Origin of the sequence: Nonomuraea antimicrobica (genome assembly GCF_039536965.1) — a bacterium.
GTDB lineage: Bacteria > Actinomycetota > Actinomycetes > Streptosporangiales > Streptosporangiaceae > Nonomuraea > Nonomuraea antimicrobica.
The window spans coordinates 1-25,910 of the sequence record NZ_BAAAZP010000147.1 but is presented as its reverse complement, the minus strand read 5'-3'; the positions used below and the strand labels follow the sequence as shown (position 1 = coordinate 25,910).

The window sequence follows — 25,910 nt, the reverse complement described above, 5'->3', positions numbered from 1 at the left end:
TCTGCTTCATGGCTGAGATCGTGTACCCGCCGGTGATCGCCGCCGCGCGGACCCTCTTTCGCGTGCTCGACATCCGCTTCCACATGGAGGGGACCGAGCACGTGCCGCGGTCGGGGGGAGCGGTGCTGGTCAGCAACCACGTCAGCTACCTCGACTTCATCTTCGCCGGGTTCGCCGCGCTGCCCTCGAAGCGGCTGGTGCGTTTCATGGCCAAGCACGACGTGTTCGAGCACCGCGTCTCGGGGCCGCTGATGCGCGGCATGCACCACATCCCGGTGGACCGGGGGGCCGGGGCCGGCTCGTACGCCACGGCGCTGCGGATGCTGAAGGCGGGCGAGGTGGTGGGCGTCTTCGCCGAGGCCACGATCAGCCGCTCGTTCACCGTCAAAGAGATCAAGAGCGGCGCCATCCGGATGGCCCAGGCGACCGGCACGCCCGTCATCCCGGTCGGGCTGTGGGGCGGCCAGCGGCTGTGGACCAAGGGACGCCCGCGCAAGCTGCTGCAGCGGCACGTGCCGCTCACCATCCTGGTGGGCGAGCCGATCTATCCCAAGCGGGGCGAAAACGTCAACGACCACACGGCCGAGCTGCACCGGCGGCTGTCGGAGCTGGTCGACCGGGCGCAGCGCACCTATCCGGAGGTGCCGCCGGGGGTGTGGTGGCAGCCGGCCCACCTCGGGGGCTCGGCTCCGACGCCGGAGGAGGCGGCGGCCATGGACGCCGCCGAGGCCGAGGCCCGCGCCCAGCAGGCGGAGTAGCCACGGCACTGTCGTCTGTCGCGAGCGCCCGGCAGGTTTCCGCGGGCGCTCAGGCCGGGGCAGGTGGTCGCCGCCCCGCACGTCAGATGGCCGCTTGGTACGCGGCGCGTCAGATGGCCGCCTGGTACGCGCTGGCCCGCATGCCCGCCAGCAACCCGGCCGTCTGCTCGGGCGTGAACCGGTGCACCGGGTCGCGGTGCAGCAGCCCCTCGATGAGCGGCCGCATCACCCCGGCTCGCCGGGGCGGCGGGTAGGGGCCGCTCCTGGCCATCCCGAGCACCGTCGCGGCGTCCTGCCCGGGGTAGGGCGGCTGACCCTCGATCGCGCTGTAGAGCGTGGCCCCGAAGGACCACATGTCGGCCTCCTTGCTGGCCGGGCCGCCGTGCAGCCGCTCAGGAGCCATGAACGCGGGCGTGCCGCGCAGGCGCCGCGAGGTCGTCATGCGGATGTCGCCCTCGGCGGTCGCGATGCCGAAGTCCGTCAGCACCACGCGGTCACCGGTCAGCATGACGTTGGCGGGCTTGACGTCCCTGTGCAGCACGCCCGCCTGGTGCGCGGTGCGCAACGCCGCGAGCAGGTGCTGCCCGATCGCCACCACCGACTGCGCGGGCAGCGTGCCCACCTGGGAGAGCAGTTGGTGCAACGAGAGCCCGTCGAGGTATTCCATCACGATCCAGAGCTTGCCGCCCTCCTCGATCAGGTCGTGCACCGTCACGATGTTGGGATGCGTCAGCCCGGCGGCCATCCTGGCCTCACGCAACACCCGGCGTCGCACCATCTCGACCTCACCGGCCAAGGTCAGCTCCTTGAGCGCCACCGTACGGTGGAGGAGCTGATCGAACGCCCGCCAGACGACTCCCATACCCCCACGACCGGCCTCCTCGTTCAGGAGATACCGTCCGCCGATCTGCCGCATACCATCCCCTCAAGCTCGGGGATAATCATGTCACTTCCACCCAGGCTCTAGGGTGCCTAACGTGATCTGGATATGTCGGAAAGTGTAGGCGCGCTGGTCAGAGGCCCAGAAATTTGGTCCGACAGGGCGCGCCACACCAGGAAGACACCCACCAAACACACTCCCGTCGCGCCCACGAGGACGGCCGCGAGCCCCGCGAACTCGGCCACGACGCCTCCCAGAGCCGCTCCTATCGGCATCCCGCCCATCCCGACGAGCCGGTAGGCCGAGTTGACCCGGCCGAGCAGCTCCGGCGGGATCAGCCGCTGCCGGGCCGAGATCACCAGGACGTTCCCCGCCGCGCCGATCAGCCCCCACAGGACGGCCGTCGGGTAGAGCGTCCACGGCGACGGCACCAGCACCGGCACCAGGAGCAGCAGGCTGCTGAGCAGCCAGTTGCCGAGCAGCGCCCTGAACTCGCCGAACCAGGCCGCCGCCCGGCCCGACAGCAGCGAGCCCAGCACCGCGCCGACCGCGAAGGCGGTGGTCATCAGGCCGTACTCGCCGGGCGCCAGGCCGATGGCGGACCCGTCGCCGACCGCCCACAGCACGAATACGGCGAAGTAGGCGGAGTTGGCGAAGTTGAGCAGGCCCGCGGTGATCGCCAGGCTCCGCAGGACGCGATGCGACCACAGGTAACGCAGGGCCTCGGCGATCTCCGCGCGCATCGGCCGCCGCTCCCGCGGGCCGTCCACCCGGTACGCGCCCCGCATGCCCAGCAGGAGCAGCCCCGCGAGGGCGTACAGGAGGGCGGGCGCCCCGTAGAGGGCGGCGGGCAGCGACACCACCAGCAGGCCCGCCACGGGAGCGCCGACGAAGTCGTTGCCGATCATCTGGGCCGTGGAGACGCGGCCGTTCGCCCTGGTCAGGTCGTTCGTGCGGACGGCCATGGGCAGGATGGACTGCGCGGAGAGGTCGGCGAAGACCTCGCTCACCCCCGCCAGCAGCACGGCGGCCAGCAGCAGCCACAGGTTGAGCAGGCCGAGGGCGGCCAGCAGCGTGGCGGTGCCGAGGATCGCGGCGCGCACGAGGTTGGCCCTGACCATGATCCGGCGGCGGTCGGCCCGGTCGGCCAGCGCCCCCGCGTGCAGCGCCAGCACCAGCCACGGCAGCGTGGCCGCGGCCCCGACGAGGGAGACCAGGGCCGGGGAGCGCGTCATCGACACGGCCAGCAGCGGGGCCCCGACCTTCAGCACGCCGTCGGCCAGGTTGGACAGGGCGGTGGACGACCACAGGAAGGCGAACGATCGACCAAGACCGGCCACGTCTCACTCCGATAGTGTGTAAGGGAAAGTGTGCATACGTTTCTTTGCAAAGATAGGCTTGCACGGGATGCAGATCAAGAGCTTCTCCGCCCGTACGCTCGACGCGAACGCCCTGAAGTCCTTCGCCCACCCGATGCGGCTGCGGATCTACGAGCTTCTCGACGAGAACGGCCCCTCCACGGCGACCCGGCTCGCCGCCCTCCTGGCGCAGAACAGCGGCGCGACCAGCTACCACCTGCGGGAGCTGGCCAAGCACGGCATGATCGAGGTGGTGCGGGGGATGGGGCGGGGCAAGGAGAAATACTGGCGGGTCACGCCCGGCGGCTTCTCCTTCGGCGACCCGCCCGCCGACCCCGAGGCGGCCGGCGCGCTCGACTACCTGCTCGACGACCTCGTACGCCAGCGCGGCGCGGAGCTGTCCCGGTGGCGGCAGGAGGGCGACCGGGCGCCGGAGGAGTGGATCCAGGCCAGCGGGTTCGGGCGGCGGTCGCTGCGGCTCACGGCGGAGGAGACGGCGCGGATGCGGGACGAGGTGTTCGGGGTGCTGGAGCGCTACCGGGCGCTGTCGGACGAGCGGCAGGAGGAGCACCCCGAGGGGGAGGGGCAGGCCGGGCACGTGATCGTGCACTTCGACGTCCTCCCCCTGGGCGCCGTCCGCGACCGCTGAACGCGGGACCGGACGGCGCGGCGCCGCCGCCGTCGTCGTCGGGGGCGGCGCCGGTCAGGGCGGTGTCTGTGAGGGCGGTGTCTGTGAGGGCAGTGCCGGTCAGGACGGCATCGGTCAGACGGCGTCGGTCAGGGGAGTGTCGGTCAAGAGAGTGTCGGTCGGGGGAGTGCCGGTCAGGACGGCGTCGGTGAGGGGAGGAGGCTGAGGGCGCGCTCGGCCAGGCCCTCCGGGGCCGACTTGGGCGAGCCGCTGTCGAACGGCGGCTGCGGGTCGTACTCGATCAGGAGCTGCACGCTCTGCGCCGTCTCCACGTCCTGGGCCTGGGCCAGCAGCGTCAGCGCCATGTCGATGCCCGCCGACACCCCCGCCGCCGTCACGGTCTTGCCGGAGGTGACCACGCGCTCGCTCACCGGCTCGGCCCCGTAACGGCGCAGTTCGTCGAGCAGCGCCCAGTGGGAGGTCGCCTTGAGCCCCTGCAGCAGCCCGGCCGCGCCGAGCAGGAGCGAGCCGCTGCACACCGAGGTGGTCCACCGGGTGTGCTGGTCGGCCCGCTTGATCCAGGCGACCAGGTCCGCGTCCGCCAGCGCCTCGAAGGTGCCGCTGCCGCCGGGGACCACGATCACGTCCGGCGCGGGCACGTCCTCGTAGGAGGCCGTGGCGGTCAGCAGGAACGTTCCGTGGTCGTCGCCGACGGGCCCCGGCTCCGCGGCCACGAACGTGACCGTGCAGCCCGGCGCGAAGGACAGCACCTGGTACGGCCCCACCGCGTCGAGCGCCGTGAACCGGGGGTAGAGCGGAATGGCGATGTGCATGTCGTCTTACCTTTCCTTCGACTGAAATCTGCGGCGGTGGTCGCCCGGAGAGACCCGCCAGTGCCGACGGAACACGCGGTAGAGCGTCTCCGGCGAGCCCAGCCCCGACTCCCTGGCCACCGCCTCCAGGGGCAGGCCGGTCAGCTCCAGCAGCCGCCTGGCGGTGTCGGCGCGGCTGCGCTCGACGTACCGGCCGGGGGACAGGCCGGTCTGCTCGGTGAAGACGCGCGAGAAGTGGCGTGCGCTCATCCCGACGCGTACGGCCAGCGCGGGCACGCTCAGGTCGGCGCCCGGGTTCGCGTCGATGTAGGTCTGCAACTCCCTGAGCGGCTCGCTGCGCGGCGTCATGGCCCGCATGGGCGTGCTGAACTGGCTCTGCCCGCCCGGCCGGTGCAGGTAGACCACGAGGCCGCGGGCGACGTCGCCGGCCAGGGCGTGGCCGTGGTCCCTGGCCACCAGCGCGAGCGCCAGGTCCACGCCCGACAGCACGCCGGCGGAGGTCCAGACGTGGCCGTCCTCGATGTAGAGGGGTTCGGCGTCCACCTCGACGCCCGCGTACCGGCTCTGCAGCTCCCCGGCCGACAGCCAGTGCGTGGTGGCCCGGCGGCAGTCCAGCAGCCCGGCCTCCGCCAGCAGGAACGCGCCGTTGCAGACCGAGGCGACCCGGCGGGCGCCGGCGGCCAGACGGGCGACGCCCGCGACCAGCTCCCGGTCGGCCAGCCGCGCGGGCAGCGCGGGACCGCCCGCCACCAGCAGCGTGTCGACCGGGCCCGTGGTCTCGCCGAGCGCGGCGGCGGTCACCGTGACGCCGTTGCCCGCCGGTACGGCCCCGCCCCCCGGCGCCACCACCTCCACCGCGTACGGGTGCTCCGGCGCGAGCAGCCCGGCCGTGGCGAACACGTCGGCAGGGCCGGCCATGTCGAGGAGCTGGAACCCGGGGAAGACGACGATCAGGACCCGTCGTTGCATGTCTTCATGCTGGGCGGGGCCCGCCCATGGCGTCAACGACACGGTCATTGCACATTACGCCACGTCCACCGGCGAAGCAGAGGGGCGCCGCGCCCGGGGCGGAACGCCGAGAGCCCCCGGGGCAGGCCGGGGGCTCTCGCCGTAGATGGGCTGAGGAGGGGTTCAGCCCATGTGCGGGTAACGGTGGTCGGTCGGCGGCACGAACGTCTCCTTGATCGCGCGGGCGCTCACCCAGCGCGTCAGGTTGAAGATCGAGCCGGCCTTGTCGTTGGTGCCCGAGGCGCGCCCGCCGCCGAACGGCTGCTGGCCCACGACCGCGCCCGTCGGCTTGTCGTTGACGTAGAAGTTGCCCGCCGCGAAGCGCAGCCGCTCGGAGGCGGCGGCGATCGCGTACCGGTCCTGGGCGACGATCGACCCGGTCAGCGCGTACGGGGCGATGCCCTCCATCTGGTCGAGCACCGTGTCGAAGTCGCGGTCCTCGAAGACGTGCACGCCGAGGATCGGCCCGAAGTACTCCTTGACGAACATCTCGTCGGCCGGGTCGGCGCACTCCACGATGGTCGGCTTGACGAAGTAGCCGACGGAGTCGTCGTACGAGCCGGTGAGCACGTCGATGTTCGAGGCCGCCCGCGCCCGGTCGATGGCCTCCTTGTGCTTGGCGAAGGCCCGGCCGTCGATGACCGCGCCCATGAACGTCGACACGTCGGCCGTGACGTCGCCCACGGTCAGCGACTCGGCCGCGGAGACGAAGTCGTCACGCAGGCGGTTCCAGACCGAGCGCGGCACGTACGCCCGCGAGGCGGCCGAGCACTTCTGCCCCTGGTACTCGAACGCGCCCCTGACCAGCGCCGTGGTCAGGACCGCCGGGTCGGCGGAGGGGTGGGCGAGCACGAAGTCCTTGCCGCCGGTCTCCCCGACCAGGCGCGGATAGGTGCGGTAGCCGGAGATGTTCGTGCCGATCGTGTGCCACAGGTGCTGGAACGTCGCGGTCGAGCCGGTGAAGTGGACGCCGGCCAGCGCCGGGTGGGTGAGCGCGGCCTCGGAGACGGCCTGCCCGTTGCCGGTGACCAGGTTGATCACCCCGGGGGGCAGCCCGGCCGCCTCCAGCAGCCGCATCGTGAAGTGCGCGGCGAACTGCTGGGTGGGCGACGGCTTCCAGACGACGACGTTCCCCATCAGGGCGGCCGACGTCGGCAGGTTCCCGGCGATGGCCGTGAAGTTGAACGGCGTGATCGCCAGCACGAACCCTTCGAGCGGCCGGTACTCCATCCTGTTCCACACGCCCGGCGACGAGATCGGCTGGTCGGCGTAGAGCTGACGGGCATAGGCCACGTTGAACCGCAGGAAGTCGATCAGCTCGCAGGCCGCGTCGATCTCCGCCTGCTGCACCGACTTCGACTGGCCCAGCATGGTCGCCGCGTTCAGCGTCGCCCGCCACGGGCCCGACAGCAGGTCGGCCGCCTTCAGGAAGATCGCCGCCCGCTCGTCGAACGGCAACGCCCGCCAGGCGGGCGCGGCCCGCAGCGCCGCGTCGACGGCGTCCTGCACGTCCTGGGCCGTAGCGTCGTTGGTACGGCCCAGGACAGAGGCGTGGTTGTGCGGTTGAACCACGTCAATGGGGGCGCCGCCGCCGAGGCGCTGCTCGCCGCCGATCGTCATGGTCAGGTCGAGCGACGACCCGGCCAGCTCCTTGATGCGGTCTTCCAGCGCCGCCCGCTCGCTGCTGCCGGGCGCGTAGCCGTACACGCGCTCGTTCGCGGGCACGGGAACGTTGCTGATGGCATCCATTTACTTACCCCCAAGGGCACGAAGGAAGAAGGCGACGTTGGCCGGCCGCTCCGCCAGGCGGCGCATGAAGTAGCCGTACCAGTCGTCTCCGTACGGCACGTAGACGCGGACCGTGTGACCGGCCCCGGCCAGGGCCTCCTGCCGGTCGGTCCTGATTCCGTAGAGCATCTGGAACTCGTGGTCGCCGATCGCCCGCCCGAACCGGTCGGCGAGCAGCTCCGTGATCGCGATCATGCGGTCGTCGTGCGTCGCCACCATGGGGTACCCCTGCCCCGCCATGAGGATGCGCAGGCATCGCGCGTACGCCCTGTCGACGGCGGCCCTGCCCTGGTGGGCGACCGAGGCGGGCTCGCGGTAGGCGCCCTTGACCAGCCGTACGCGGGAGCCCTCCGAGGCCAGGTCGCGGCAGTCCTGCTCGCTGCGGAACAGGTACGCCTGGATCGCCACGCCCGTCGCCGGATGGTCCTCCCGCAGCTTGCGCAGGATCGACAGCGTCGAGTCGACGGTGGTGTGGTCCTCCATGTCGAGCGTGACGGTGGAGCCGCCGGCCGCGGCGGCGGCGCAGATCTCGCGGGCGTGCTCGAGCGCCATGGTGTCGTCGAGCCGCTGCCCGACGGCCGACAGCTTGACCGACACCTCGCCCCGGGAGCCGAGCCCCAGCGGCCTGATCGCCCGGAGCAGCGTGAGGTAGGCGCCGGCGGTGGCCTCGGCGGCCCGCGCGTCGAGGGTCTCCTCGCCGAGGTGGTCGACGGTCACGGCGAGCCGGGCGTCGCGCAGCCGTTCGACGGCGTCGCGGGCCTCCTGGACGCTCTCTCCCGCGACGAACCGCTTCACGACCTTCTTCGTGGGCGTGAAGCCCGACACGGCGCGGCGTACGGCACCGCTCCTGGAAGCGGCGAGCAGCAGTTGACCCAGCATGTGTCCAAGTGTAAAAACGCAGCTCAGAGGGGGCCATCGACGCGCGTAACGCCGGGTGTGGGAGGCTGTCGTACAAATGCACAACTCGGCAGACCTACAAGAGATCGTCGACGAGATCGCCGCCCGCCTGGGGGCGTCCGCGACGCTGGAGGACCGCTCGTTCCGGCTGCTGGCCTACGGCGCGCAGCACGGCGACATCGACACGGTCCGCCAGGAGTCGATCCTGCGCCGGCGGGCCAGCGGCGAGGTGCGCGACTACTTCGAGCGCTACGGCATCGCCCGCGCCGGCGGCCCGGTCAGGATCCCCGCCGACGCCGAGCTGAAGGTGCTGGCCAGAGTCTGCTGGCCGCTGCGCCACGCCGACGTCACCTACGGCTACCTGTGGCTGCTCGACTCGGGGGAGCTGCCCGACGCGCGGCTGGCCGCCGCCGCGCCGCTGGTGGCCAGGGCCGCCGCCGAGCTCGCGCAGGAGGCCAGGAGCAGGCAGGACCTCGGACGCGGCCTGCGCGCCCTGTTCTCGGCCGACCCCGAGGAACGCGCCGGCGTCTCGCTGGAGGTGACCGGCCCGGTGGCGGCCATCGCCGTACGCGAGTCGCAGGAGCGCGTGGCCGCCCTCTGGACGCTGCCGCGCGGCGTCCTGGCCAGGCCCGGCTCGCCGGTCGCCCTGCTCGCCCCCGCCCACCTCGCGGGTGAGGTGGCCCAGACCATGCGCGGCGCGTACGGCACCGCGGCCGGCATCGGCGCCGCCCGGTCCGACCCGGCCGACGCCTGGCTGAGCTGGCGGGAGGCCCGCCAGGCGCTGCGCGTCGCCGAGCACTTCCCCCGCTACGGGCCGGTCGCCCGCTGGGAGGACCTGGGCGTGCACCGGCTGCTGGCTCGCCTCGGCCAGGCCGACCTGCGCGAGCTGGCCGCCGAGACTGCGGCGCTCGACGCCGAGCTGGCCCAGACCGTGGAGGTCTACCTCGACCGCGGCGGGCATGTCCAGAAGACGGCCGCCGAGCTGGGCGTGCACCGCCAGACGCTCTACTACCGGCTGGGCAAGGCCGAACGGCTCACACACCGCGACCTCTCCGACGGCGACGACCGGCTGGCGGTGCACCTGGGCCTCAAGGCGGCCCACCTGCTCGTCCCCGACCCCGGGGCCTGAAGGCGGCCCGGGGTCCGGCGGCGGCAGGCTAGTCGTCGAGGACCTGACGCAGGCTGACGGCGAACGCCTCCGGCTCGCCGGCCATGCCGAACGCGCCGTCCATGAAGCCGCCGTGGTGGCTGGGGAAGACGACGGGCTTCGTACCGAGGCGCTCGGCGACCGCCTCGCCCGAGCGGCGCGCCATCTCGCCCTCCGACTCGGCGCCGACCGCGATCACGACCCGCGTCGAGGCCGCGCGCAGCGCGCCGAAGTCGTGCTCGTAGTGGGTGACGGCGATGAGGTTCTGCCCGAACAACGGGTCGTTCCCGGTGCCGTCGTCGTGCTCCGGCATCCCGGGGATGCTCGGGGCGGGCCGGTCGGCGAAGTCGGCGGGGATCTCGCCGCGCAGACCGGTGACCGCGACGAACTTGGCCATCGCCGCGCCGAACCCGTCACGCTCGTACGCCCGGCGGATGTCCAGCACGGCGGCCAGCGCGTTCTCCCGGTCCGGCAGGGCCTGGGCGGCCGGCGGCTCGTGCGCGACCAGCGTACGCACCTGCTCGGGGTGCCTGGCCACCAGCGCCAGCCCGTTGACGGCCCCGCCGCTGCTGCCGAACACGTCCACCGGCCCGGCGCCGAGCGCCTCGATCAGCCGGTGCAGGTCGTCGGCGTGCTGGTCGGGCGTCGACTCGCGGGCGTCGTCGGTCCGCTCGCTCCGGCCGATGCCGCGCGGGTCGTACGTCACCACCGTACGGTCCTGGAAGAGACCGGCCAGGGCGGTGAACCCGGTGGCGTCCATCGGGCACCCGATCATGAGCAGGACCGGCCTGCCGCTCGCCTCGGCCGCGCGCACGTCGTAGTGCAGGACGGCGCCGGGCACCTCAAGGGTGTGGGACATGTGAAGGCTCCTTTTTCGCGTCTGCTGTGCAGACCGGTGCGGCGGCGGAAACTCATCGCCCGGCGCCCCTCGATCTTCACACGCGCAGGACCGGCACACCCCGAGCCGGTCCGGGCATCGCGCCGCCTGCCGGGGTTCCGACGGGAGGCGCGCGGGGGGAACGGTCAGGCGAGGGTGGCCTCGTAGACCCGTACGAGCTCCTGGCTCACCCGCTCCCACGAGTAGCGCGAGCGCGCCCGGTCGGCGCCCGCGTAGCCGAGCGCGGTCCGCAGCGTGGGGTCGTACAGCAGCTCGCGGGCCAGCCGCGCGGTGCGCGCGGGCCGGTCCGGCGGCACCAGCAGGCCGGTGACGCCGTCGATGATGGAGTCGAGGTGGGCGCCCACGGCAGAGGCGATCACGGGCACGCCGCAGGCCATCGCCTCCAGTGCGACGACCCCTGTCACGGCCTCGCGCGGCACCGTCACCACGGCGTCCGCGCTGCGCATCAGCTTGGGCACCGCGGCCCGCTTCACCTGGCCGAGCAGCGTCACCCGGTCGGCCACGCCGAGCTGGTCGGCCAGCGCGCGCAGGCGGCGCGCGTCCCTGTCCTCGTCGAGTTCCTCGGGCTCGGGCCCGCCCGCGATGACGAGCTCGACGTCGTCGAGGCCCTGCAGCGCGCGTACGACGGTGTGCGCACCGCGCTCGATCGTCAGCGGCCCCAGGTGCAGCAGGCGCTTGCGCGTGCCGCGCGTGGCGATCGGGCCACGGCGCTGGAAGCGTTCCGTGTCCACGCCGTACGGCACCACGGCGATGTTGCCGCGCGGCACCCCCAGCCGGATCAGCGCCGACTCCTCGTCACCCGAGCCGGCGATGACCGCGTCGGCCCGGCGGCCGAGCGCCCGCTCCAGCTCCAGGTGCGTGGCGTCGACCGTGTGGAACGTCTGCGTCACCGGGACGCCCAGCCCTTCGGCCCCCGCCACCGAGACCAGCCCGCCGGTCCACGAGTGCGCGTGGATGACGTCCGGAAGGTCCTGGCTCCAGCGCCGCATGAGCTGGTTGCCCACCTCGTTGAGGTACGGCACCAGGTCGTCGGCCGCCAGCTCCTTGGCCGGGCCCACGTCGATGTTCTCCAGCGTGACTCCCGGGGCCACCCGCGTCTTGGGCTTGCCCTCCGCGTTGTCACGGCGGGAGTAGATGGTGACGTGGTGCTCACGGCCCAGCTCGCGGGCTACCGACACGATGCGATGGCGCTGGTTGCCGTGGGCGGAAGCGACGATCGCGATATTCATGGCACACCTCAGCGTGGAAAGCCTCGAAGGTGTGCCTGCGTCTTAGGCACGTCGTTCTCCGATTTCGACCATACCCAGGTATCCGGCGATCGCAAACCACCGCAGATCAGACACCTCGGAGCGCGAAAACCACGATCTCATCCCAAACCAGGCCGCCCGAGAACGCGTGCCGGTCCGCCTCCACCGTCTTGACCACGGTGGACGGCGACTGCCCCGCGCACCGGCTGAGCACGTCGGCCAGCCGCTCCTCCCCGTACGGCTCGCCGCGCTCGTCGCGTGAGGAGACCAGGCCCTCCGAATAGAGCACGAGCGTCTCCCCAGCGGCCACCGTCAGCGTCTCCACCTCGGTCTCCGCCTCCGGCGAGATGCCCAGCGGCACCCCGCCGCCCGCGGTGAAGCGCACACCGCCGTCCGGCTGGAGCATCGCCGCCGGATGGTGCCCGGCCGACGACAGCCGGATCTCGCGCCCTCTGACGAACCCCGCCACCGCCATCACGAACATGCCGGTGCCCTGCGCGACCAGGGCCTCGTTGACCTTGCGCATCACCAGGTCGGGATCGGACTCCCAGGTGCTGAGCACCCGCAGGCCGCCGCGTACCATGGCGCTGACCGAGGCCGCCTCCTCGCCCTTGCCCGCCGCCCCGCCCAGCGCGAACCCCCACCCGTGCGCGACGGGGAACACGTCGTAGAACTCGGCCCCCACCGACGCCCCCGGGTGGTAGACGGCCGCCGCCTCGTAGCCGGGCACGTCGGGCAGGTTGCGCGGGGCGACGCTGGCCGACAGCGCGTCCGCGGCCCGCGAACGGCTCTGGAAGCTGCCCTGCGCGCGTACGGCCAGGCCGATCTGCAGGCCCACCTCCTGCATGACGGCCAGGTCGGCCAGCGCGTACGGGGGCTTGTCGTGCGTACGCACGAGCGTCAGCACGCCGTCGGAACGCCCGATGGGCACGCACACCAGCGACCCCGCGCCCATCGCCGTCAGCAGCGGCCCCTCGGCGCAGAAGCCGAGCAGCGTCTCGTCGTCCACCATCTCCAGCACGACGCCGGAGCCACGCTCCAGCACCTGCGACACCACCTGGCCGCCCGCGGGATCGGCCGACTCCACCTGCCGTACGAGGTCGCCCAGCGGGTGGTCCTTCGGCGCCATGACGGCCGAACGGCGCGGGATCCCGTCGCGTACCATGTCGGCGATCACCCAGTCGGCCCACTCCGCCGCCAGCAGCCGCATCGCCCGCTGCAGCGCGACCGGGCGCAGCAGCGCCTCCTCGTCCAGTAGCAGCCCGGCCATCCGCGTCAGCAGGTCCTGCCGCCTGGCCGCGGCCAGCAGCAGCACGCCGTCGGTCAGCTCGGCCCGCCGCGCGCTCGGCTCGGGGAGCCGCACCTCGGTCGGCAGCGCCACCGCCGCCACCATCTGCTGCGGCTCGCCCGGCATCGTCAGCCTGGTCAGCGCGAGCTGCACGGTGTGCGTGCGCCCCTGGTGCGCCAGCCGGGTCTCGAACGCCGTCGGCTGCCCGGTCTGCAGCACCGACGTCAGGTGCGAGCGGAACGCCGCCCGCCGCGACACGTCCACCAGCAGCGGGAACGACCGGCCCACGAGATAGCCGTCGGGGCTGCCCAGCAGGCGCGCGGTCTCGGGGTTGATCCGCCTGACCACGCCGCCGCCGTCGAGCACGATGACCGGCACCGGGAAGGCCCGCAGGAGCTGGCGCAGCAGCTTCAGCTCCCGCTGCGTGCCGTCCTTCCTGCCGCCCGCGCGCTTGGGGGCCTTGCGCAGCTCCTCGCGGGCCTCGGCCAGCAACTCGGCGGCGGTGTCGAGCTCGGCCAGCGCGGCGTCGAGCGTGGGCGCCAGGTCGGCCGGGTATGCGGCCCTCGCGTCATGCAACGAGGACACGCGTGCGGTCAGCGCGTCCAGGGCGTGTTCGAGGTCCGGCATGGTCATGGTCTGACGCTACGCCACCCGGGATAATGCCAGCCATAAGGGGTAGAAGCATCTTGCTATGGAATCGGCCGGGTAGAACCCTTTCACCATGGAATCGACCGCTATGATCACCCCCGGTCTCGCCCGCGAGCTCGCCGCGCTGGGCCGGCTGGGCGAGGGCACCTCGACGGAGAGCGTGCTGCGCGGTCTCACCACGGCGCTGGCGGCGGGCGTACCCGGCTGCTCAGGGGCCTCCGCCGAACACTGGCGCGACCACCGGGTGCTGGTCTCCGGCTCGCACAGCGAGCTGATCCTGCTCGTCGAGGGCGAACGCGAGCTGGGGGAGGGCCCCTCCATCGAGGCCAGGCAGAGCGGCGGGCGCGCCACAGTGACAGATGTGCTCAAAGAGACGCGCTGGCCGCGTTACGACGCGCTGGCCACCCGCTGGGGCGTGCGCTCGGCGCTCGTCGTGCCCATCGAGGCGCCGCCCGCGCTGCTGGTCGTCGGGCTCTACTCGGTACGCCCGGGGGCGTTCTCCCCCCAGGGGGCCGGATCCCTCGCCGACATGCTGGCCGAGCAGGTCGGCGTGGCCATGGCGAACATCTGGGAGTTCGAGGAGGTGCGTACCGACGCCGCGCAGCTCCAGGAGGCCCTGGTGGGACGGGCGGTCATCGACCAGGCCAAGGGCCTCATCATGCAGACCAGCGGCTGCACCGCCGAGGCCGCCTTCGAGGAGCTGCGCCGGATCTCCCAGCACCACCAGGTCAAGGTGGCCGACCTCGCCAGGCTCCTGGTGGACGAGCACCAGCGCAAGTCTTCCGGCCGCTGACCCTATTCGGACCCTATTTGCGGGCGGCCAGCGCGTCGTCCAGCGTGTCGTAGAGCGGCAGCCGCTGCGCCAGCCCCGTGATCCACATCACCTTGGACTTGGAGTATTCAACCCCGATCAGCGCGAACGTGGCCCCTGCCGCCAGGCTCGTCTGCCAGTGGTGCACGATCAGCCCGAGCGCGCGCGAGTCCATGAACGTCACCCCGGCCAGGTCGAGGATCAGGTGTGAGCCCGCCATCGCCAGATAGTCGGCGAACTGCGCGCGTGTCGTGGCGTCGAGCACGCCGTCGACCCTGACCACGGTGATCCCGTCGACAGTCGACGACGTCAGGCGCAGGGCCGCCACCGGCTCCCCGCCGTTCTCCGGCATTGTCACGGAGCAACCCTACTGTCCCGCGCGATCGAGGAATACTTCGCGCCACAGGGGGGACACTGGAGGCGAAGTCCAGCAGAGGGCTTCGGTCTCGAGACCAGAGCGAGGCGTGCCTCTGCATGGGCTTTTTTGCTTTGCCGGAGGCCGCCTGCGATCCATATGAGGAGCAGCGATGGCTGTGCAGGAATACGTCCTCGAGGAGATGACCGCGGAAGAACTCCTGGCCGAGATGGCCGGGGAGCAGACACCCGACAGTCACAAGGAGCGCCTGCGCGAACGCATCGTCGAGATGCACAGGCCGCTCGCCATGGAGATCGCACGGCGCTACCGCTACCGCGGCGAACCGCTGGAGGATCTCCTCCAGGCCGCGTACGTCGGCCTGATGAAGGCCGTCAACGGCTTCGACCCGAGCCTCGGCCACGCGTTCAGGGGCTACGCGGTGGTGACGATGACCGGCGAGGTCAAACGGCACTTCCGCGACCGTACCTGGGCCATCCGGGTGCCCCGCCTCTACCAGGAGCGGCGCTCCGAGCTGAACCGGCTGGTCGCGGACCTCAGCCAGGACCTCGGCAGGTCCCCGACCGTGGCGGAGCTGGCCGCCAAGATGAACATCAGCGAGGAGGACGTCCTGCTGACGCTCGACGCCTCCGCCGCGTACAGCACGCTCTCGCTGGACGCGCCCCTGGGCACCGACGACGACGCCGCCTCGCTCGGCGACGTCATCCCGGAGGACGACGACACCCTGAGCACCATGGTCGACAGGGAGGCCGTCAAGCCGCTCATCGACGCGCTCCCGTCCCGCGAGAAGCACATCCTGCTGCTGCGCTTCTTCGGGAACATGACACAGGCCGAGATCGCGGCCGAGTTCGGCATCTCCCAGATGCACGTCTCGCGCATCCTCCGCAAGGTTCTCGACCAGTTGCGGGCGGAGCTGGTCGGCTAGTAGCGAGGACGGTCGCCGGGTGAACGAGGACGTCGAGCCTCCGTCGGGCCACACGGCCCCGCCACCCGGCGCGCCCATGCTGGGACCGCCAGCCGGTGCGCCCGTGACCGGTCCGCCGCCCGGCGCGGCCATGCTGGGTCCGCCGCCCGGCGCGGCCATGCTGGGTCCGCCGCCCGGCGCGGCCGTCAGACAACTCACCTTCCGGCTGCCGGACCTGCCAGAAGTGCGGCGCTTCGCCGAGGACGAGGCCCGCGCGGTCGACATGCCCGACGAGGCCGTCGCCGACTTCGTCATCGCCGTCAACGAGGTGGCCACCAACGCCGTCACCCACGGGGCCGCCGACGCGCGCCTGCGCTCCTGGGTCGCCGACGGCGACCTGGTCATCGAGGTGCACGACGGGGGCACGTGGCAGCCCGGCCCAAGACCCGGCGCGGTGGGCGGGATGGGCCTGCAGGTGGCCCGCCTGCTGGCCACAGAGCTGACCCTGCGGACCGGGAACGGCGGCAGCACAGTCGTCATGCGCTTCCCTGGCAAGACCTGACCCTTCGACTAGGCCGTTCGATTACGCCGTTCGATTAAGCCGTCTATCGGCGGGCGCGGCTGCGCCAGTTGCCGGACCCGGTGCGGATACCGGCCGTGCCGACCCCCGCCTGATGCAGAGCCAGCAGAGTCAGCCCCAGCAGGACGAACGTCATGCCGGAGAACCCGCCGGGAATCGACGCGCCTACCAGGTCGAGTAGGAAGCCCAACCCGAAGATGATGGCCGCGATGACTGCGAGCATGGTCATGTCACCTCGTTTCCTGATCCTGGTGTGACGTGGGTTCGATGGTGGTTCGGTGGGGTTTGATGGGGTCGGTGGGAACGTGCGCCGCCCCCTGCGTGGCCTCCGGGACACCTGGGGCGAGCCGCCCACGGTCGGCCAGCTCATCGCGCTCGGTGAGCCCCGTGGACGCTGTGGGATCTTTGGGATCTTTGGGGTCTCGTGAAGGGCGAGAGACGGCATTGGGACCGTCGCCCTCGCTGGGGTCGATGAGCCGATCGCGCTCGGTGGTGCTGGTGGCCTCAATGAGGCGGTCGCGGTGTGGCGAATCGGTCGTGTTCTGACGTTGCGACGGCACTTTCAGCTCGTCGCTGCTCATATCGTTTCACCGTCCTCGCGTGGTGTCTGCGGTAACTCCTCGAACAGCACGCCGGCAGTGCACCAGGGGCTGCCGGAGTTCGTACTCGTCAGAGCCGAACGCGTTCGCGGAGCCGGGTGCGGCGCTTCCGCTGCGGCACGGGGTACCTCGCTGCGGTGAGCGCCATCACCGCGACCACGACGACGGCCACCCAGGTCCAGGTGGTCATGATGTTCGCCTCCGGTCTCTGTGCTGAGACCGGAGACTGCCCTCGAAGGGCGGGCCGAAACCCCCGCCTCAGCGGGCTTCGAGCGCTTTCCTGGCCGCGTCCAGCACGTTCGCGATGTGGGAATCCGACGGCGGAGCCGGGATCTCGCTGAACCCTTCGGCGGCGTCGTACCGTATGTCGAGGCCGGAGTCGACGAGCCGCTGCGCCCACCGCAGCGCGGTGTTCAACCGCTCGGCCGCCGGCGGCTTGCCCTGCGCCGCCGCCGACAGGTTGCGCAGATTGGTGGCGGGCCCGGACTGGGAGTGCGCGCGGGCCAGCTTCCAGGGGAGGGCGGCACTGTGGTCGAGCATCGGCTTGGCCAGCCCGGCCGCCCGCTTCGCCTGCAGCACCCCGGACTCGCTGACCCCGAAGTGCGCGGCCAGCTCCTGAACGCTCCTGCCCTCGGTGACCAGCCGCGCCAACTCCTTCCGATCAATGGTCGGCTTACGCCCCACCTGGCCGCCTCCGCTCCCGCTTCACGTGTACGCGTGCACCTCCGATGTGCGCTAAGGTTATGACGTCCCGCCCCGCAGAGGGGCGGCCGACACGACCGGGACGTAGCGCAGCTTGGTAGCGCACTTGACTGGGGGTCAAGGGGTCGCAGGTTCAAATCCTGTCGTCCCGACCAGATTCTTTACTGGTCGAGCAGGGTGTCACTCTTCTTGGGTGGCACCCTTTCGCGTTGGTGAGTGACTAACTGAGTGAAGAGGGCGTCCATCGCCGCAGTTCCTCGCAGGAGTATGGAGCGGATCTGCTTACGGTGGACGGCTTCGGTGACAGTGGTGCCACAGTGGTGCCACTGTGGCCAACGAGGCGGGCGATGTCTTTCAGTCGGCCTCCGGAGTGGGACAGCAGCGAGACGAAGCTGTGCCGCATCTGGCGTCCAGCAGCAGGTGGGCGCCCCGGTGTCCTTCTCTGCCTGCCGGAACTCGGCGACAACGGCATAGACCTCGTGGTCTAAGTGCGGCGGCTGTAAAGCTCGCGCATGTATCGGTGTGTCCGAGGGAGCCTGCGAGCCGACTCTTCCGCATTGTCGAGCTCCCATGCCTCGTCCGTAGGATTGGGCAGCGCGAACAATTCGAAGCCGCGAGACCTGAGGGCTTCTGACAGTTTCTCATGTCCCTTGCCTGTCGCTTGTTCCCAAGCCGACATGGCTACGTAATCCAGGCTTTCGAACGTGGGCCAGTCATCGTTGGTCCACGACTGCCGTTTCTGCGTCATGACGACAAGTCGCCGGACCGCTGGCACATCCACCAGAGTGTCAGGGTCACGGACGACCCGTTCGAAGGTCTCACGGCCCAGGCCGACCAGCCACATCTGGAAGTACCAGAAGCCATCGTCGGATCCGTCCAAGTACAGGGCGCGTACGGCACTCCACATCAGCCACGTGTCAATCTGGCGCCGAGCCGTGAGCATCCAGGCACCGAAGTCGACGATTTCCTCGGCAGGACGTTGCGCCAACCGCTCGTGAAGCCATTTCAGACGTGTCTCTTTGCTGGTGGTTTCTCGTGCGGATTGTTCGATCAGGAACCAGAATTCGTCGATGTCCACGACGAGTGATCTTCGCAGACGCGGTACAGCCGGCCAAGAGACATCGATCGGCTCTTCGAAGGTAGGCGGGGTTGAGGTGTCCACGGGCTGGTCGTGCAACCCGGGCGGAGTCGTGGAGGCGGCTGCGATTGACCATACTTCATTGAACGCAGTATGGTTGCCGGGCATGTTAGAAAGATCCACATTGGCGCTGATCGTGACAGTCGCGTCCACGGCCTCTGACCAGGGCGCAGGCGACGGGCCGCAGCACGTCCAGGCTGGGCGACGGCTGCGGCAGCGCTCGGCGCCAGCCGCGTGGGTCGCTTGTGGCCGGACCCGCACGACCTGCCAGATCGGACGGTAGCCGGCTCGCAGGTGAGCCACGGAAGAAGCAGATCACGCGCGCCGGCGGGTGCGCCGGACACCACCACGAGCCGTACAGGTGCCTCGGCGGTCGCGTGCGCGCGTGACGTCGAAATACGGGGAGAGCGATCATGAACACCATGAGAATGTCCGCCTTGGTCCTGGCTGCGACGGCCGTGCTCAGCGGCTGCGGGGGCGACGCCGAACCGGCTGCCAAGGGCGCCTCACCTCCCTCGACGTCGGCCGCGACGGCACAGGAGAAGAGGCGCCAGTTCGAGTCCGTCAAGGCGGACTGCATGAAGCAGAAGGGCTTCAGGTACATCGCCTTCGTGCCACCGGAAGATCCCCTCACCGACGATGAGGCCAAGCGCAGAGCCGGCGACTATGAGGCGTTGAAGGCCCAGCGGGCGAAGTACGGCTTCGGGGTCTTCTCGCTGTACGTCCAGCCGAAGGGGCCAGACGCCCCCGAGAGCATGCCGTACCCAGACGGCGACCCCAACGGGAAGATCCGGGCGAACCTCTCCCCGGCTCAGTACAAGAGCTACTGGAAGGCCGTGAGCGCCTGCATCGTCGTCGCGGCCAAGCAGGTTCTCGGCAAGAAGGTGACGTCCGACACGGACCTGTGGGATCAGCGCGCCGCAGCCTCGGACAAGGCGACTGAGCGCGAGATCGACGGCGACGCCGAACTGGTCAAGCTGGCATCGAACATGGCCACGTGCCTGACGGGCAAGGGATACGAGGTCTCCGACACCAGGCCGGTACAAATGGCGGGCCGTGGCTGGGGCGCGTTCCTTGATCTGGAGGACGAGGTCGGCCGCAGGCAGCGCGAGAAAGATCCCGAGATGCCCTCGCCCTCCAAGAAGGGCACCGTGCAGAAATTCGGAGCCCAGCTCACGTCTGCCCAGGCCAAACCGTACCTGGACAAGGAGATCAAGGCCGCTCTGGACGATCTGGAGTGCGGCAAGGACTTCTATCGGGTCTACACCCCCAAGTCGGAGGCCATCTATCAGAAGGTCGCCGAGGAATACGGCAGCTGACGCGGTCACGCTTTTGGGCCCCCGCTGAAAGCAGCGAGTCTGTTCATTACGTGATTTTCGACCTGCTGCGCCTGCCTGGGGAGCCGTACTGGTGGGCTCGTTTATTGAACTGTCGCGAGTTGTCGGTGCAGACGAGCCTCACCATGACCGTCCGTGCTCTCTGCCGACTTGATCGGCGAGGACTCCGTTCTTGCTGAGCGCCAGAGGACGAGATGCTTCCAGCCGCTCAACACGCCGGCGACCAGTTGCCAGTGGCGGCCGGGCGTGGCCTGGCCGCTCGTCCACACCCTCCTGGGCTTTGTCCTTGTGCTCACCGCGATCGCCGCCGTCATCGCGGCCGCGATCGTGTCGGCCGCGCACAGGGCGTGGCGGTCCAGAACGGAAGCCACGCTCCCCGAACCGCGGTCGGGAGGGGTGCGGAGCGGGCTCACCGTACGTCGCCTCTGTGTGTACGCGTTGTCCGCCGCGGCGGTGGCGGCAACCGTTGCGGCCACCGGACAGCAGAGCCCGCCCGGGGGCACCCCCGGGATCGAGGCGCGACAGATGGTATCCGTCGACGACGTGGCCATGCCTGACACGACCAGGCGCCTGCAGTTGATGGCCTGGTGGTTCCGCGGCGGGATGGACCTGCAGAATCGCTACATCACCGTCATCAAGCGTCTCATCGCGGCCCAGAAAGATGCCGCGGACTCGAGGAACGGCGACATCGACCCGGCCCTCCTCCGCCCCCTGTGCGGCAACTTGGGGCAGATCGCCCGCGACGCCGGCCGCTACTTCCCGGCCCCCGACCTCGAGATCCAGGGCCTGTGGCGGACGTTCATCACCCAGACGGAGAGAGCCGGCGGGAACTGCCGGCAGAGCCTGGATCACGACGACAACGACCTCTTCGTCGCGTTCACGAGAGAATCCAACGAGGCGGCGAAAGCCCTCGTGTCGATCGCACGCCGGGTCGTCGAGGCGGGACAGGCCGCCTTCTAGGAGAAGCCGAGGGCCTCCCGGACCGCGAACAGCGACGCGCGGTCGGCCGTGCCGAAGGGCCGGCGCTGGATCAGGTCAGATCGGCCCAAGGGGCTGGTGGGGCTGAGGTGAAGAAGCGGAGCAGGGCCAGGAGGCGGCTGGCGGGAGGGGGGTCCAGTGGCGTACGTCCGGGCGCGGGACGGGGTCTGCCAGGCGCCCGAGTGCCCAGGTGAGGTGGCACCACAGGACGCGGGCTTCCCAGGTCGGCGCGGTCGTCGAGCTTGCGCCGCTCTCCTGCCGGTAGCCGTCGAGCATGGCCGGGACGCCGGTGAGGGGGACCTTGGCGAAGTCGACGGCAGGGTCGGCCCATTGGGCGTCCCCCCAGTCCACGATTCCGTTGAGCTGAGCCGGCTTCGGGGAGACGAGCAGGTTCTGTGGCGCGAGGTCGCCGTGGACCAGGACCAGAGGCGGGCTCGCGGGGAGCTGCTTCGAGAGCCGGTCGAACCAGCCACTGAGCCAGCGGGCGGTCTCGGTGTCGAGCCAGCCTTCCATCAGAAGGCGGTCGGTGAGTGCCCAGGGGTCTGTGGCGTCTGTGGCGTCGTCATCCGTGGGGATGGCGGGAAGGGCAGGCGTGGTGTCCGGGGACAGCCGGTGCAGCTTGGCCAGCTCTCGCCCCGCCTGGCGGAAGACGCGGTCGGTGTCCGAGGGAGGCAGGTCGAGGCGCGCGAGGTCGGCTCCCCGGGCTCGGGTGAGCACCATGTAGGGCACGTCCACCACCGAGCAGGTGTCGTCGAAGGCGACGACCCGCGGAGTGCGTACGCCCGCACGCAGGGCGACGGGGATGACCGCGGCCTCCTTGACCAGGTCCGGGAGAAACCGCTTGGTCCGTGGGATGCGCAGCACCAGGTCGTCTCCGAGCAGGAAGACGCGGTTGGCCACCCCTGCGGGCAGCGGGCGCACCTGCGCGGCGGTCGTACCGTGCCGACTGGCGATGGCGGCCAAGGTTTCGTCGCTCGGCTCGTATTCCAGCATGATCGAGCATGCTGACACGGGCGGCCGGGAGCTGTCTCACCGGTTTTCGGCGTTGCCGCCAGGAGGCGCCTGGTGTCGGGCGATGTGGAAGCTTCTGACGTGGTCGACGCGCCCGGTTTCGGCCGGGTGCACTTGATCTACGGGGAGGCCCTGGCAATCTTCCTGGGAGAAGAAGTAGGCGCTCTGGCCGGTGAGATTGTGAACGAACCGCGACCCGTCGTTCGAGCTCAGGGGGTGGCAGCCGCTCGGGTTCTCGTAGTGGCGGTCGTCGATGATGAGCAAGCCCCTTGCAGCCTGTGCTGGAGCCAGCGGAGCCATGGCCATGACGCCTGCGGCGGCCAGGGCCACGGTGGTGGTTGGGATACGCATGCGGGTTCCTTCGGTGGGCGCGGCCGAGATACGGCCCTTACTTTGATCACCTTATGTGATTGATTGTCAACTCTCTGTAACGTCAAGCCGCGTTAGTCTAAGTGCGTCCAACAAGATGATCTTTGTTGTGCTTTGCTCTCTCGCTGTAGCCGAGTGGGAGGGGCGCGGGTGGCGTCCCTCCCTCGTGACGGTCTTGGGGGTGCCGGCGAGCGGTCGGCTGCCGCTGCGGCGGGGCGTAGTCGGCGTTCCCCGCCGCCGGTCCGCGATCAGTACGGCGCGGGACCGGCGTAGTCGTAGACCTGAAGCCCGATCGATCCGTTCGCCGTCCCGATCGGCGTGGTGTAGACAGAAAAACTGGGAATGCCCTGAGATTTGCTTGAGTAGGAGAATCCGAGCAACTGCTTCTTCTGCGGGTAGGTGGACGCCCCGTGCCGCGTCCGGAATAGGCGCCGGAGCCCGTCTCTTCTCGGTCAAAAGTCCGCTACTGTCGACGCGCCGAACGAAAACCTGGGCCGAGGTTTGCTGTACGGCCTGCACCAGGAATGCGGCCCTTCGGAAGATGGGTGGTGGGGTCGCGCCTGCCCCTGGCTCGACGCGCGGGATGATCAGGCCGTCGTTGTAGGTTTCGGCCGCTCGGCCCGCTGCATCCGAAGATCAACGAACCGCGGCGTCATTCGGCGCGGCTCTGATCATTTGTCAGGACTTCCGAGGTCGTGTTTCCTGGATCTTGGTTCGCCATCTCGGGCGGTACGCTGCAGACTGGGCAAATGGCTCAGATCAAGGTCTATGGTCGGCGCGATATATGGGCGGGGAAGCAGCGGAGGATCTCCGATCTGCTGCAGGAGTGCCTGGGGTCGGCGTGGAGGCTGCCGTCGGACAAGCGGTTCCACCGCTTCTTGCTGCTCGATCCCGAGGACATGATCTGCCCGCAACGAAGTGACCGCTATCTGATCATCGAGGTCCTGTGCTTCACGGGTCGTTCCGACGACGCCAAGCGTGAGCTGATCCGTACCGTGTACGAGCGGCTGGCGCCGGACCTCGACCTGCCCGTCGATGACATCGAGCTCGCCATTGTCGAGATGCCGAAAGTGAACTGGGGAATCCGGGGCGTTCCGGCGGATGAGCTGTCGCTCGGCTACCCCGTCAACCTGTGAAGGACCCCACTGGGCACGGGTAGGTGAGACTCTTCCCCGGACCACGTGACGGGGTCGCGGAGCCAGACCGGGGTCGCGGGGCAGCGGCGGTTCCAGCCGTTCCCACTCCTCATCGGAGAGGTCATGTTGCGATGGCCATCGCTTCGCTCGCTGTCTCGACTGTGGCGGCATATGTGTACCCAGTCACGCTCAGTAGCCGGCCTTGTGGTGGCGGCCGGTGGCGATGACTGCTGATCTCGGCAGCGGGCGCGATCGTCGTCCCGGCCTTGGTGACCTCAAGGTGTCCAGCGTGCGCGGAGCACTCCGTCGGGGTCGGGGAGCACAGCGGCCGCCAGCGGTTGGCGCTCGTCGTAGGAGGGGAGGATGAGCATGGCGCGGGTGTCAGCCAGTGCGGTGGGCAGCGACGGGTAGTCGGTTTCGTCGACTGTCAGAGCGCTGATGTGCCCCTGCGGATTCTGGCGGACGATTGTGCTGAGGCCCTCGTCGGGTAGCTCGGCAAGGGCTGCGTTCACGTCTGTTGACAGATCAGGCCAGACCCGCAGCATGGCTCTGGGGGTGAGCCGGGGTCGTATCGCGGCGACCTCAGCCATGGTCGTGACCCGGTGCCAGCGTGAGGCGTTGTGGACGTGTTCCTCCTCCAGTACTACCCCGCCGCGCCGACCGATGAGGGCTTCCAATTCGTCCCAGAAGGTCGGGCCGGCCGGACGTCGTCGCGTGAGATCGTTCTCGTCGAACTCCGGGTCGTACGGTGACCGGTCCATGGGCTCGGCGAAGAGGCCGCGCTGGTGGGTGAGCGTCACCGCGTGCGAGCACGGTAGCGCACTGCCCACGTAGACGTACTGGTCGTATCCGACGTGGACGGAGAAGCGGTTCTCGGCCTCAAGGCGGCACCAGACGCCGTTGTCGCGCAGCATCGCCCGGACCAGTTCCAGGGCGACGGCGATGGGCACCTGCGCGCCGTCGTGGTAGCCGGTCAGATCGGGTGGGAACAGTCCGGCCAGCCCATGGCCGTCGATCGGGGGCTCGGTGCCGAAGGTGACGATGCCGGTCACCCCGGGGTCTCTGATCGTGAGGTGGGTGACGGCGGTCGCTTGGGCGAAAGCGGCCACTGCTGCCAGGTAGGCCGCTTCGACCGGGCCGTGATCGCTGTACACGTCTTCAGGGCCGAGGTAGTGGCCGTGCTCGTCGCGGTCCGCCGGGTCATACTTCGTGATTCGGTAGACGCGGCGCCCCATGCCCCTCCTCGGAAGTAAGCCGGCCGTGGAGACGTTCACCAGGCCATCCTGGTGGTGGCCTGGTGTGTCCGGCCAATGGTTAAGTCTTCCGTCGGGGGCGTGCTCGCTCGGGACGGTCGTGCGGTTGAGCGCTCTATTCCTGTGCTGGGGTGAGGTGCCGCAGCGTGTACGCGGGGGAGGCGAAGGCGCCGCCCTGCGGACGGTCGTCGGTGAAGAAGGCGTCGGCGGCCGGGAAGCGGTGCGCGTACGTCTCGGCGTTGTCCTGGGGGTGGTAGGGGAGCCGGTCGTCGAGGGTCCAGAAGCGGCGGGTGTTGGCGGAGACCGCGTAGGCCGCGGTGAAGCCGGGGACGGCGGCCGTCAGGGCGGCCCAGAAGAAGCCGGCGCAGTCTCGCGGGCTCAGCCAGGTAGCCAGGTGGCGGGGCTCGGCGGGCTCAGGTTCGAGGCTGCCGATGCGCAGGCACACCACCTCCAGGCCGAACTTGTCGGTGTAGAGGCGGGCCAGGGCCTCCATGGCGGCCTTGCTGACGCCGTACAGGCCGTCGGGGCGGGGTGGCAGGTCGGCCGGGATCGTCTGGGCGGCCGGGTAGCAGCCGGTCAGGCGGTTGCTGCTGGCCAGCACGACGCGCCCGACGCCCGTGCGGCGGGCCGCCTCCAGGACGTGGTGGGTGCCCTGGACGTTGGCCTCCAGCAGGTCGGGGAGCGGGGCCTCGTCGGGGATGCCCGCCAGATGGACGATCGCGTCGGCGCCCTCGACGATCGGCAGGAGGTCGGTGACGCCGCTCAGCGTCGTGGTGTGGACCCGTTCGTTGGCCGATCCGGCGGCGAGCGGGGCGCGGTCGACCGAGATCAGGCGGTGGAGCCGGCGGCGCAGGGGCTCGCGCAACACGGACCCGACGCGCCCGGCGGCACCGGTGAGGACGACCGTTTCGACTGTCATGGGAGATGAGTGTGCCATCGGGCCCCGACATTTCGAGGTTGTCATACAACTTATGAATTCATACGATGACTCGGGAATCGCACCGCCGACCCCCGAGGACCCTTCATGGCTTCCGACCGCATACGTCACGTCGCTCTCTCCTCCGTCACGCTCCCGCTGGACGTCCCCGTCAGCGACGCCAAGGTGCTCACCGGGCGGCAGAAGCCCATGACCGAGATCGCCTTCCTGTTCGCCGAGATCACCACCGAGGACGGGCACGGCGGCACCGGCTTCGGCTACTCCAAGCGGGCGGGCGGCCCGGCCCAGTACGCGCACGCGAAGGAGGTCGGCGCGAACCTGATCGGGCAGGACCCGTCGGATGTCGGCAGGGTGTACGAGTCGTTGTTGTGGGCCGGGGCGTCGGTGGGCAGGTCGGGGGTGGC

At 70.3% G+C, this 25,910-nt stretch carries 27 protein-coding genes, 1 tRNA gene and 1 pseudogene; 11 read left to right on the top strand and 18 right to left on the bottom strand.

From position 1 onward, the window contains the following. Positions 1-8: 8 nt before the first annotated feature. On the top strand, positions 9-758 hold the full coding sequence (locus tag ABD844_RS36320) for a lysophospholipid acyltransferase family protein (RefSeq protein ID WP_344888246.1): 750 nt from the start codon (positions 9-11) through the stop codon (positions 756-758). 109 nt (positions 759-867) lie between these two features. Here the strand turns inward: ABD844_RS36320 and ABD844_RS36315 are convergent, their stop codons facing one another. Together ABD844_RS36315 and ABD844_RS36310 are read right to left on the bottom strand one after the other, a co-directional pair. Next, on the bottom strand, positions 868-1,674 hold the full coding sequence (locus tag ABD844_RS36315; RefSeq protein WP_344888244.1) for a serine/threonine-protein kinase: 807 nt from the start codon (positions 1,672-1,674) through the stop codon (positions 868-870). Between the two features lie 56 nt (positions 1,675-1,730). Beyond that, complete coding sequence (locus ABD844_RS36310; RefSeq protein ID WP_344888242.1) at positions 1,731-2,978, bottom strand: MFS transporter; 1,248 nt, start codon at positions 2,976-2,978, stop codon at positions 1,731-1,733. 67 nt (positions 2,979-3,045) lie between these two features. Between ABD844_RS36310 and ABD844_RS36305 the strand changes: the two genes are divergently transcribed. Further along, positions 3,046-3,645 carry an ArsR/SmtB family transcription factor gene (locus tag ABD844_RS36305; protein WP_344888239.1) on the top strand — a complete coding sequence of 200 codons (600 nt, stop codon included), beginning with the start codon at positions 3,046-3,048 and terminating at the stop codon, positions 3,643-3,645. Between the two features lie 173 nt (positions 3,646-3,818). Here ABD844_RS36305 and ABD844_RS36300 read toward each other — a convergent pair whose 3' ends face one another. The 4 genes from ABD844_RS36300 to ABD844_RS36285 all read right to left on the bottom strand — a co-directional run bounded on the left by ABD844_RS36300 (position 3,819) and on the right by ABD844_RS36285 (position 8,132). Then, positions 3,819-4,457: a DJ-1/PfpI family protein gene (locus ABD844_RS36300; RefSeq protein WP_344888236.1), complete on the bottom strand. Its 639-nt coding sequence runs from the start codon at positions 4,455-4,457 to the stop codon at positions 3,819-3,821. A gap of 6 nt (positions 4,458-4,463) precedes the next feature. Beyond that, positions 4,464-5,426: a GlxA family transcriptional regulator gene (locus tag ABD844_RS36295; RefSeq protein WP_344888234.1), complete on the bottom strand. Its 963-nt coding sequence runs from the start codon at positions 5,424-5,426 to the stop codon at positions 4,464-4,466. A 162-nt stretch (positions 5,427-5,588) separates the two neighbouring features. Further along, a complete protein-coding gene (gene pruA / locus ABD844_RS36290; protein ID WP_344888231.1) occupies positions 5,589-7,214 on the bottom strand; it encodes an L-glutamate gamma-semialdehyde dehydrogenase in 1,626 nt (541 codons plus the stop codon). Further along, positions 7,215-8,132, bottom strand: coding sequence for a proline dehydrogenase family protein (locus ABD844_RS36285; RefSeq protein ID WP_344888228.1), 918 nt, complete (start codon positions 8,130-8,132; stop codon positions 7,215-7,217). Positions 8,133-8,208: 76 nt separating this feature from the next. On the opposite strand from ABD844_RS36285, the gene ABD844_RS36280 reads away from it, so the two are divergent. Further along, positions 8,209-9,279: a PucR family transcriptional regulator gene (locus ABD844_RS36280; protein WP_344888226.1), complete on the top strand. Its 1,071-nt coding sequence runs from the start codon at positions 8,209-8,211 to the stop codon at positions 9,277-9,279. Positions 9,280-9,307: 28 nt separating this feature from the next. On the opposite strand, the gene ABD844_RS36275 is transcribed toward ABD844_RS36280, so the two are convergent. The 3 genes from ABD844_RS36275 to ABD844_RS36265 form a co-directional block, all read right to left on the bottom strand. Then, a complete protein-coding gene (locus tag ABD844_RS36275) occupies positions 9,308-10,156 on the bottom strand; it encodes an alpha/beta fold hydrolase (protein WP_344888223.1) in 849 nt (282 codons plus the stop codon). 164 nt (positions 10,157-10,320) lie between these two features. Then, positions 10,321-11,424 (bottom strand): glycosyltransferase, encoded by a 1,104-nt coding sequence (locus ABD844_RS36270; protein WP_344888220.1) that lies wholly within the window; start codon positions 11,422-11,424, stop codon positions 10,321-10,323. 106 nt (positions 11,425-11,530) lie between these two features. Further along, positions 11,531-13,363, bottom strand: coding sequence for a SpoIIE family protein phosphatase (locus ABD844_RS36265; protein WP_344888218.1), 1,833 nt, complete (start codon positions 13,361-13,363; stop codon positions 11,531-11,533). Between the two features lie 88 nt (positions 13,364-13,451). On the opposite strand from ABD844_RS36265, the gene ABD844_RS36260 reads away from it, so the two are divergent. Beyond that, positions 13,452-14,171, top strand: a complete 720-nt coding sequence (locus ABD844_RS36260; RefSeq protein WP_344888215.1) for an ANTAR domain-containing protein — start codon at positions 13,452-13,454, stop codon at positions 14,169-14,171. 13 nt (positions 14,172-14,184) lie between these two features. Here the strand turns inward: ABD844_RS36260 and ABD844_RS36255 are convergent, their stop codons facing one another. Then, complete coding sequence (locus ABD844_RS36255) at positions 14,185-14,541, bottom strand: STAS domain-containing protein (RefSeq protein ID WP_344888367.1); 357 nt, start codon at positions 14,539-14,541, stop codon at positions 14,185-14,187. A gap of 175 nt (positions 14,542-14,716) precedes the next feature. Between ABD844_RS36255 and ABD844_RS36250 the strand changes: the two genes are divergently transcribed. Further along, entirely contained in the window at positions 14,717-15,487 is a 771-nt protein-coding gene (locus ABD844_RS36250; protein WP_344888212.1) for a SigB/SigF/SigG family RNA polymerase sigma factor, read from the top strand. 19 nt (positions 15,488-15,506) lie between these two features. Next, positions 15,507-16,028 carry an ATP-binding protein gene (locus ABD844_RS36245; protein WP_344888209.1) on the top strand — a complete coding sequence of 174 codons (522 nt, stop codon included), beginning with the start codon at positions 15,507-15,509 and terminating at the stop codon, positions 16,026-16,028. Positions 16,029-16,071: 43 nt separating this feature from the next. On the opposite strand, the gene ABD844_RS36240 is transcribed toward ABD844_RS36245, so the two are convergent. From ABD844_RS36240 to ABD844_RS36230, 3 genes are all read right to left on the bottom strand, one after another. Continuing rightward, the gene (locus ABD844_RS36240; RefSeq protein ID WP_344888206.1) at positions 16,072-16,275 is read right to left on the bottom strand and encodes a hypothetical protein; all 204 of its coding nucleotides are present in this window, start codon (positions 16,273-16,275) and stop codon (positions 16,072-16,074) included. 1 nt (position 16,276) lies between these two features. Further along, complete coding sequence (locus ABD844_RS36235) at positions 16,277-16,627, bottom strand: hypothetical protein (protein ID WP_344888203.1); 351 nt, start codon at positions 16,625-16,627, stop codon at positions 16,277-16,279. A 276-nt stretch (positions 16,628-16,903) separates the two neighbouring features. Continuing rightward, complete coding sequence (locus ABD844_RS36230; protein ID WP_344888201.1) at positions 16,904-17,329, bottom strand: hypothetical protein; 426 nt, start codon at positions 17,327-17,329, stop codon at positions 16,904-16,906. Positions 17,330-17,425: 96 nt separating this feature from the next. Between ABD844_RS36230 and ABD844_RS36225 the strand changes: the two genes are divergently transcribed. Then, a tRNA-Pro gene (locus tag ABD844_RS36225) sits at positions 17,426-17,502 on the top strand. A gap of 329 nt (positions 17,503-17,831) precedes the next feature. On the opposite strand, the gene ABD844_RS36220 is transcribed toward ABD844_RS36225, so the two are convergent. Further along, positions 17,832-18,425 carry a DUF4240 domain-containing protein gene (locus tag ABD844_RS36220; protein WP_344888198.1) on the bottom strand — a complete coding sequence of 198 codons (594 nt, stop codon included), beginning with the start codon at positions 18,423-18,425 and terminating at the stop codon, positions 17,832-17,834. Between the two features lie 473 nt (positions 18,426-18,898). Between ABD844_RS36220 and ABD844_RS36215 the strand changes: the two genes are divergently transcribed. Both ABD844_RS36215 and ABD844_RS36210 read left to right on the top strand, forming a co-directional pair. Beyond that, positions 18,899-19,804, top strand: coding sequence for a hypothetical protein (locus ABD844_RS36215; RefSeq protein WP_344888195.1), 906 nt, complete (start codon positions 18,899-18,901; stop codon positions 19,802-19,804). Between the two features lie 168 nt (positions 19,805-19,972). Next, positions 19,973-20,782 (top strand): hypothetical protein, encoded by an 810-nt coding sequence (locus ABD844_RS36210; protein WP_344888192.1) that lies wholly within the window; start codon positions 19,973-19,975, stop codon positions 20,780-20,782. Positions 20,783-20,857: 75 nt separating this feature from the next. Here ABD844_RS36210 and ABD844_RS36205 read toward each other — a convergent pair whose 3' ends face one another. After that, positions 20,858-21,793, bottom strand: a complete 936-nt coding sequence (locus ABD844_RS36205) for a phosphotransferase family protein (protein ID WP_344888189.1) — start codon at positions 21,791-21,793, stop codon at positions 20,858-20,860. 36 nt (positions 21,794-21,829) lie between these two features. Then, entirely contained in the window at positions 21,830-22,162 is a 333-nt protein-coding gene (locus ABD844_RS36200) for a hypothetical protein (protein ID WP_344888186.1), read from the bottom strand. 767 nt (positions 22,163-22,929) lie between these two features. Between ABD844_RS36200 and ABD844_RS36195 the strand changes: the two genes are divergently transcribed. Next, positions 22,930-23,316, top strand: a complete 387-nt coding sequence (locus ABD844_RS36195; RefSeq protein ID WP_344888183.1) for a tautomerase family protein — start codon at positions 22,930-22,932, stop codon at positions 23,314-23,316. 275 nt (positions 23,317-23,591) lie between these two features. Here ABD844_RS36195 and ABD844_RS36190 read toward each other — a convergent pair whose 3' ends face one another. Together ABD844_RS36190 and ABD844_RS36185 are read right to left on the bottom strand one after the other, a co-directional pair. Next, positions 23,592-24,551, bottom strand: a complete 960-nt coding sequence (locus ABD844_RS36190; RefSeq protein WP_344888180.1) for an RNA-binding protein — start codon at positions 24,549-24,551, stop codon at positions 23,592-23,594. A gap of 133 nt (positions 24,552-24,684) precedes the next feature. Then, the gene (locus ABD844_RS36185; protein WP_344888177.1) at positions 24,685-25,488 is read right to left on the bottom strand and encodes an NAD-dependent epimerase/dehydratase family protein; all 804 of its coding nucleotides are present in this window, start codon (positions 25,486-25,488) and stop codon (positions 24,685-24,687) included. 105 nt (positions 25,489-25,593) lie between these two features. On the opposite strand from ABD844_RS36185, the pseudogene ABD844_RS36180 reads away from it, so the two are divergent. Beyond that, positions 25,594-25,910: pseudogene (locus tag ABD844_RS36180) on the top strand (L-talarate/galactarate dehydratase); the annotation flags it as partial.

What these genes read in the sequence shown, in the direction of transcription:
- ABD844_RS36320 (WP_344888246.1), top strand. Translation starts at nt 9, where the DNA reads ATGGCTGAGATCGTGTACCCGCCGGTGATCGCCGCCGCGCGGACCCTC.
- ABD844_RS36315 (WP_344888244.1), bottom strand. Translation starts at nt 1,674, where the DNA reads ATGCGGCAGATCGGCGGACGGTATCTCCTGAACGAGGAGGCCGGTCGT.
- ABD844_RS36305 (WP_344888239.1), top strand. Translation starts at nt 3,046, where the DNA reads ATGCAGATCAAGAGCTTCTCCGCCCGTACGCTCGACGCGAACGCCCTG.
- ABD844_RS36300 (WP_344888236.1), bottom strand. Translation starts at nt 4,457, where the DNA reads ATGCACATCGCCATTCCGCTCTACCCCCGGTTCACGGCGCTCGACGCG.
- ABD844_RS36295 (WP_344888234.1), bottom strand. Translation starts at nt 5,426, where the DNA reads ATGCAACGACGGGTCCTGATCGTCGTCTTCCCCGGGTTCCAGCTCCTC.
- pruA (WP_344888231.1), bottom strand. Translation starts at nt 7,214, where the DNA reads ATGGATGCCATCAGCAACGTTCCCGTGCCCGCGAACGAGCGCGTGTAC.
- ABD844_RS36285 (WP_344888228.1), bottom strand. Translation starts at nt 8,132, where the DNA reads ATGCTGGGTCAACTGCTGCTCGCCGCTTCCAGGAGCGGTGCCGTACGC.
- ABD844_RS36280 (WP_344888226.1), top strand. Translation starts at nt 8,209, where the DNA reads ATGCACAACTCGGCAGACCTACAAGAGATCGTCGACGAGATCGCCGCC.
- ABD844_RS36275 (WP_344888223.1), bottom strand. Translation starts at nt 10,156, where the DNA reads ATGTCCCACACCCTTGAGGTGCCCGGCGCCGTCCTGCACTACGACGTG.
- ABD844_RS36270 (WP_344888220.1), bottom strand. Translation starts at nt 11,424, where the DNA reads ATGAATATCGCGATCGTCGCTTCCGCCCACGGCAACCAGCGCCATCGC.
- ABD844_RS36265 (WP_344888218.1), bottom strand. Translation starts at nt 13,363, where the DNA reads ATGACCATGCCGGACCTCGAACACGCCCTGGACGCGCTGACCGCACGC.
- ABD844_RS36260 (WP_344888215.1), top strand. Translation starts at nt 13,452, where the DNA reads ATGGAATCGACCGCTATGATCACCCCCGGTCTCGCCCGCGAGCTCGCC.
- ABD844_RS36255 (WP_344888367.1), bottom strand. Translation starts at nt 14,541, where the DNA reads ATGCCGGAGAACGGCGGGGAGCCGGTGGCGGCCCTGCGCCTGACGTCG.
- ABD844_RS36250 (WP_344888212.1), top strand. Translation starts at nt 14,717, where the DNA reads ATGGCTGTGCAGGAATACGTCCTCGAGGAGATGACCGCGGAAGAACTC.
- ABD844_RS36240 (WP_344888206.1), bottom strand. Translation starts at nt 16,275, where the DNA reads ATGACCATGCTCGCAGTCATCGCGGCCATCATCTTCGGGTTGGGCTTC.
- ABD844_RS36235 (WP_344888203.1), bottom strand. Translation starts at nt 16,627, where the DNA reads ATGAGCAGCGACGAGCTGAAAGTGCCGTCGCAACGTCAGAACACGACC.
- ABD844_RS36215 (WP_344888195.1), top strand. Translation starts at nt 18,899, where the DNA reads ATGAACACCATGAGAATGTCCGCCTTGGTCCTGGCTGCGACGGCCGTG.
- ABD844_RS36205 (WP_344888189.1), bottom strand. Translation starts at nt 21,793, where the DNA reads ATGCTGGAATACGAGCCGAGCGACGAAACCTTGGCCGCCATCGCCAGT.
- ABD844_RS36200 (WP_344888186.1), bottom strand. Translation starts at nt 22,162, where the DNA reads ATGCGTATCCCAACCACCACCGTGGCCCTGGCCGCCGCAGGCGTCATG.
- ABD844_RS36195 (WP_344888183.1), top strand. Translation starts at nt 22,930, where the DNA reads ATGGCTCAGATCAAGGTCTATGGTCGGCGCGATATATGGGCGGGGAAG.
- ABD844_RS36190 (WP_344888180.1), bottom strand. Translation starts at nt 24,551, where the DNA reads ATGGGGCGCCGCGTCTACCGAATCACGAAGTATGACCCGGCGGACCGC.
- ABD844_RS36185 (WP_344888177.1), bottom strand. Translation starts at nt 25,488, where the DNA reads ATGACAGTCGAAACGGTCGTCCTCACCGGTGCCGCCGGGCGCGTCGGG.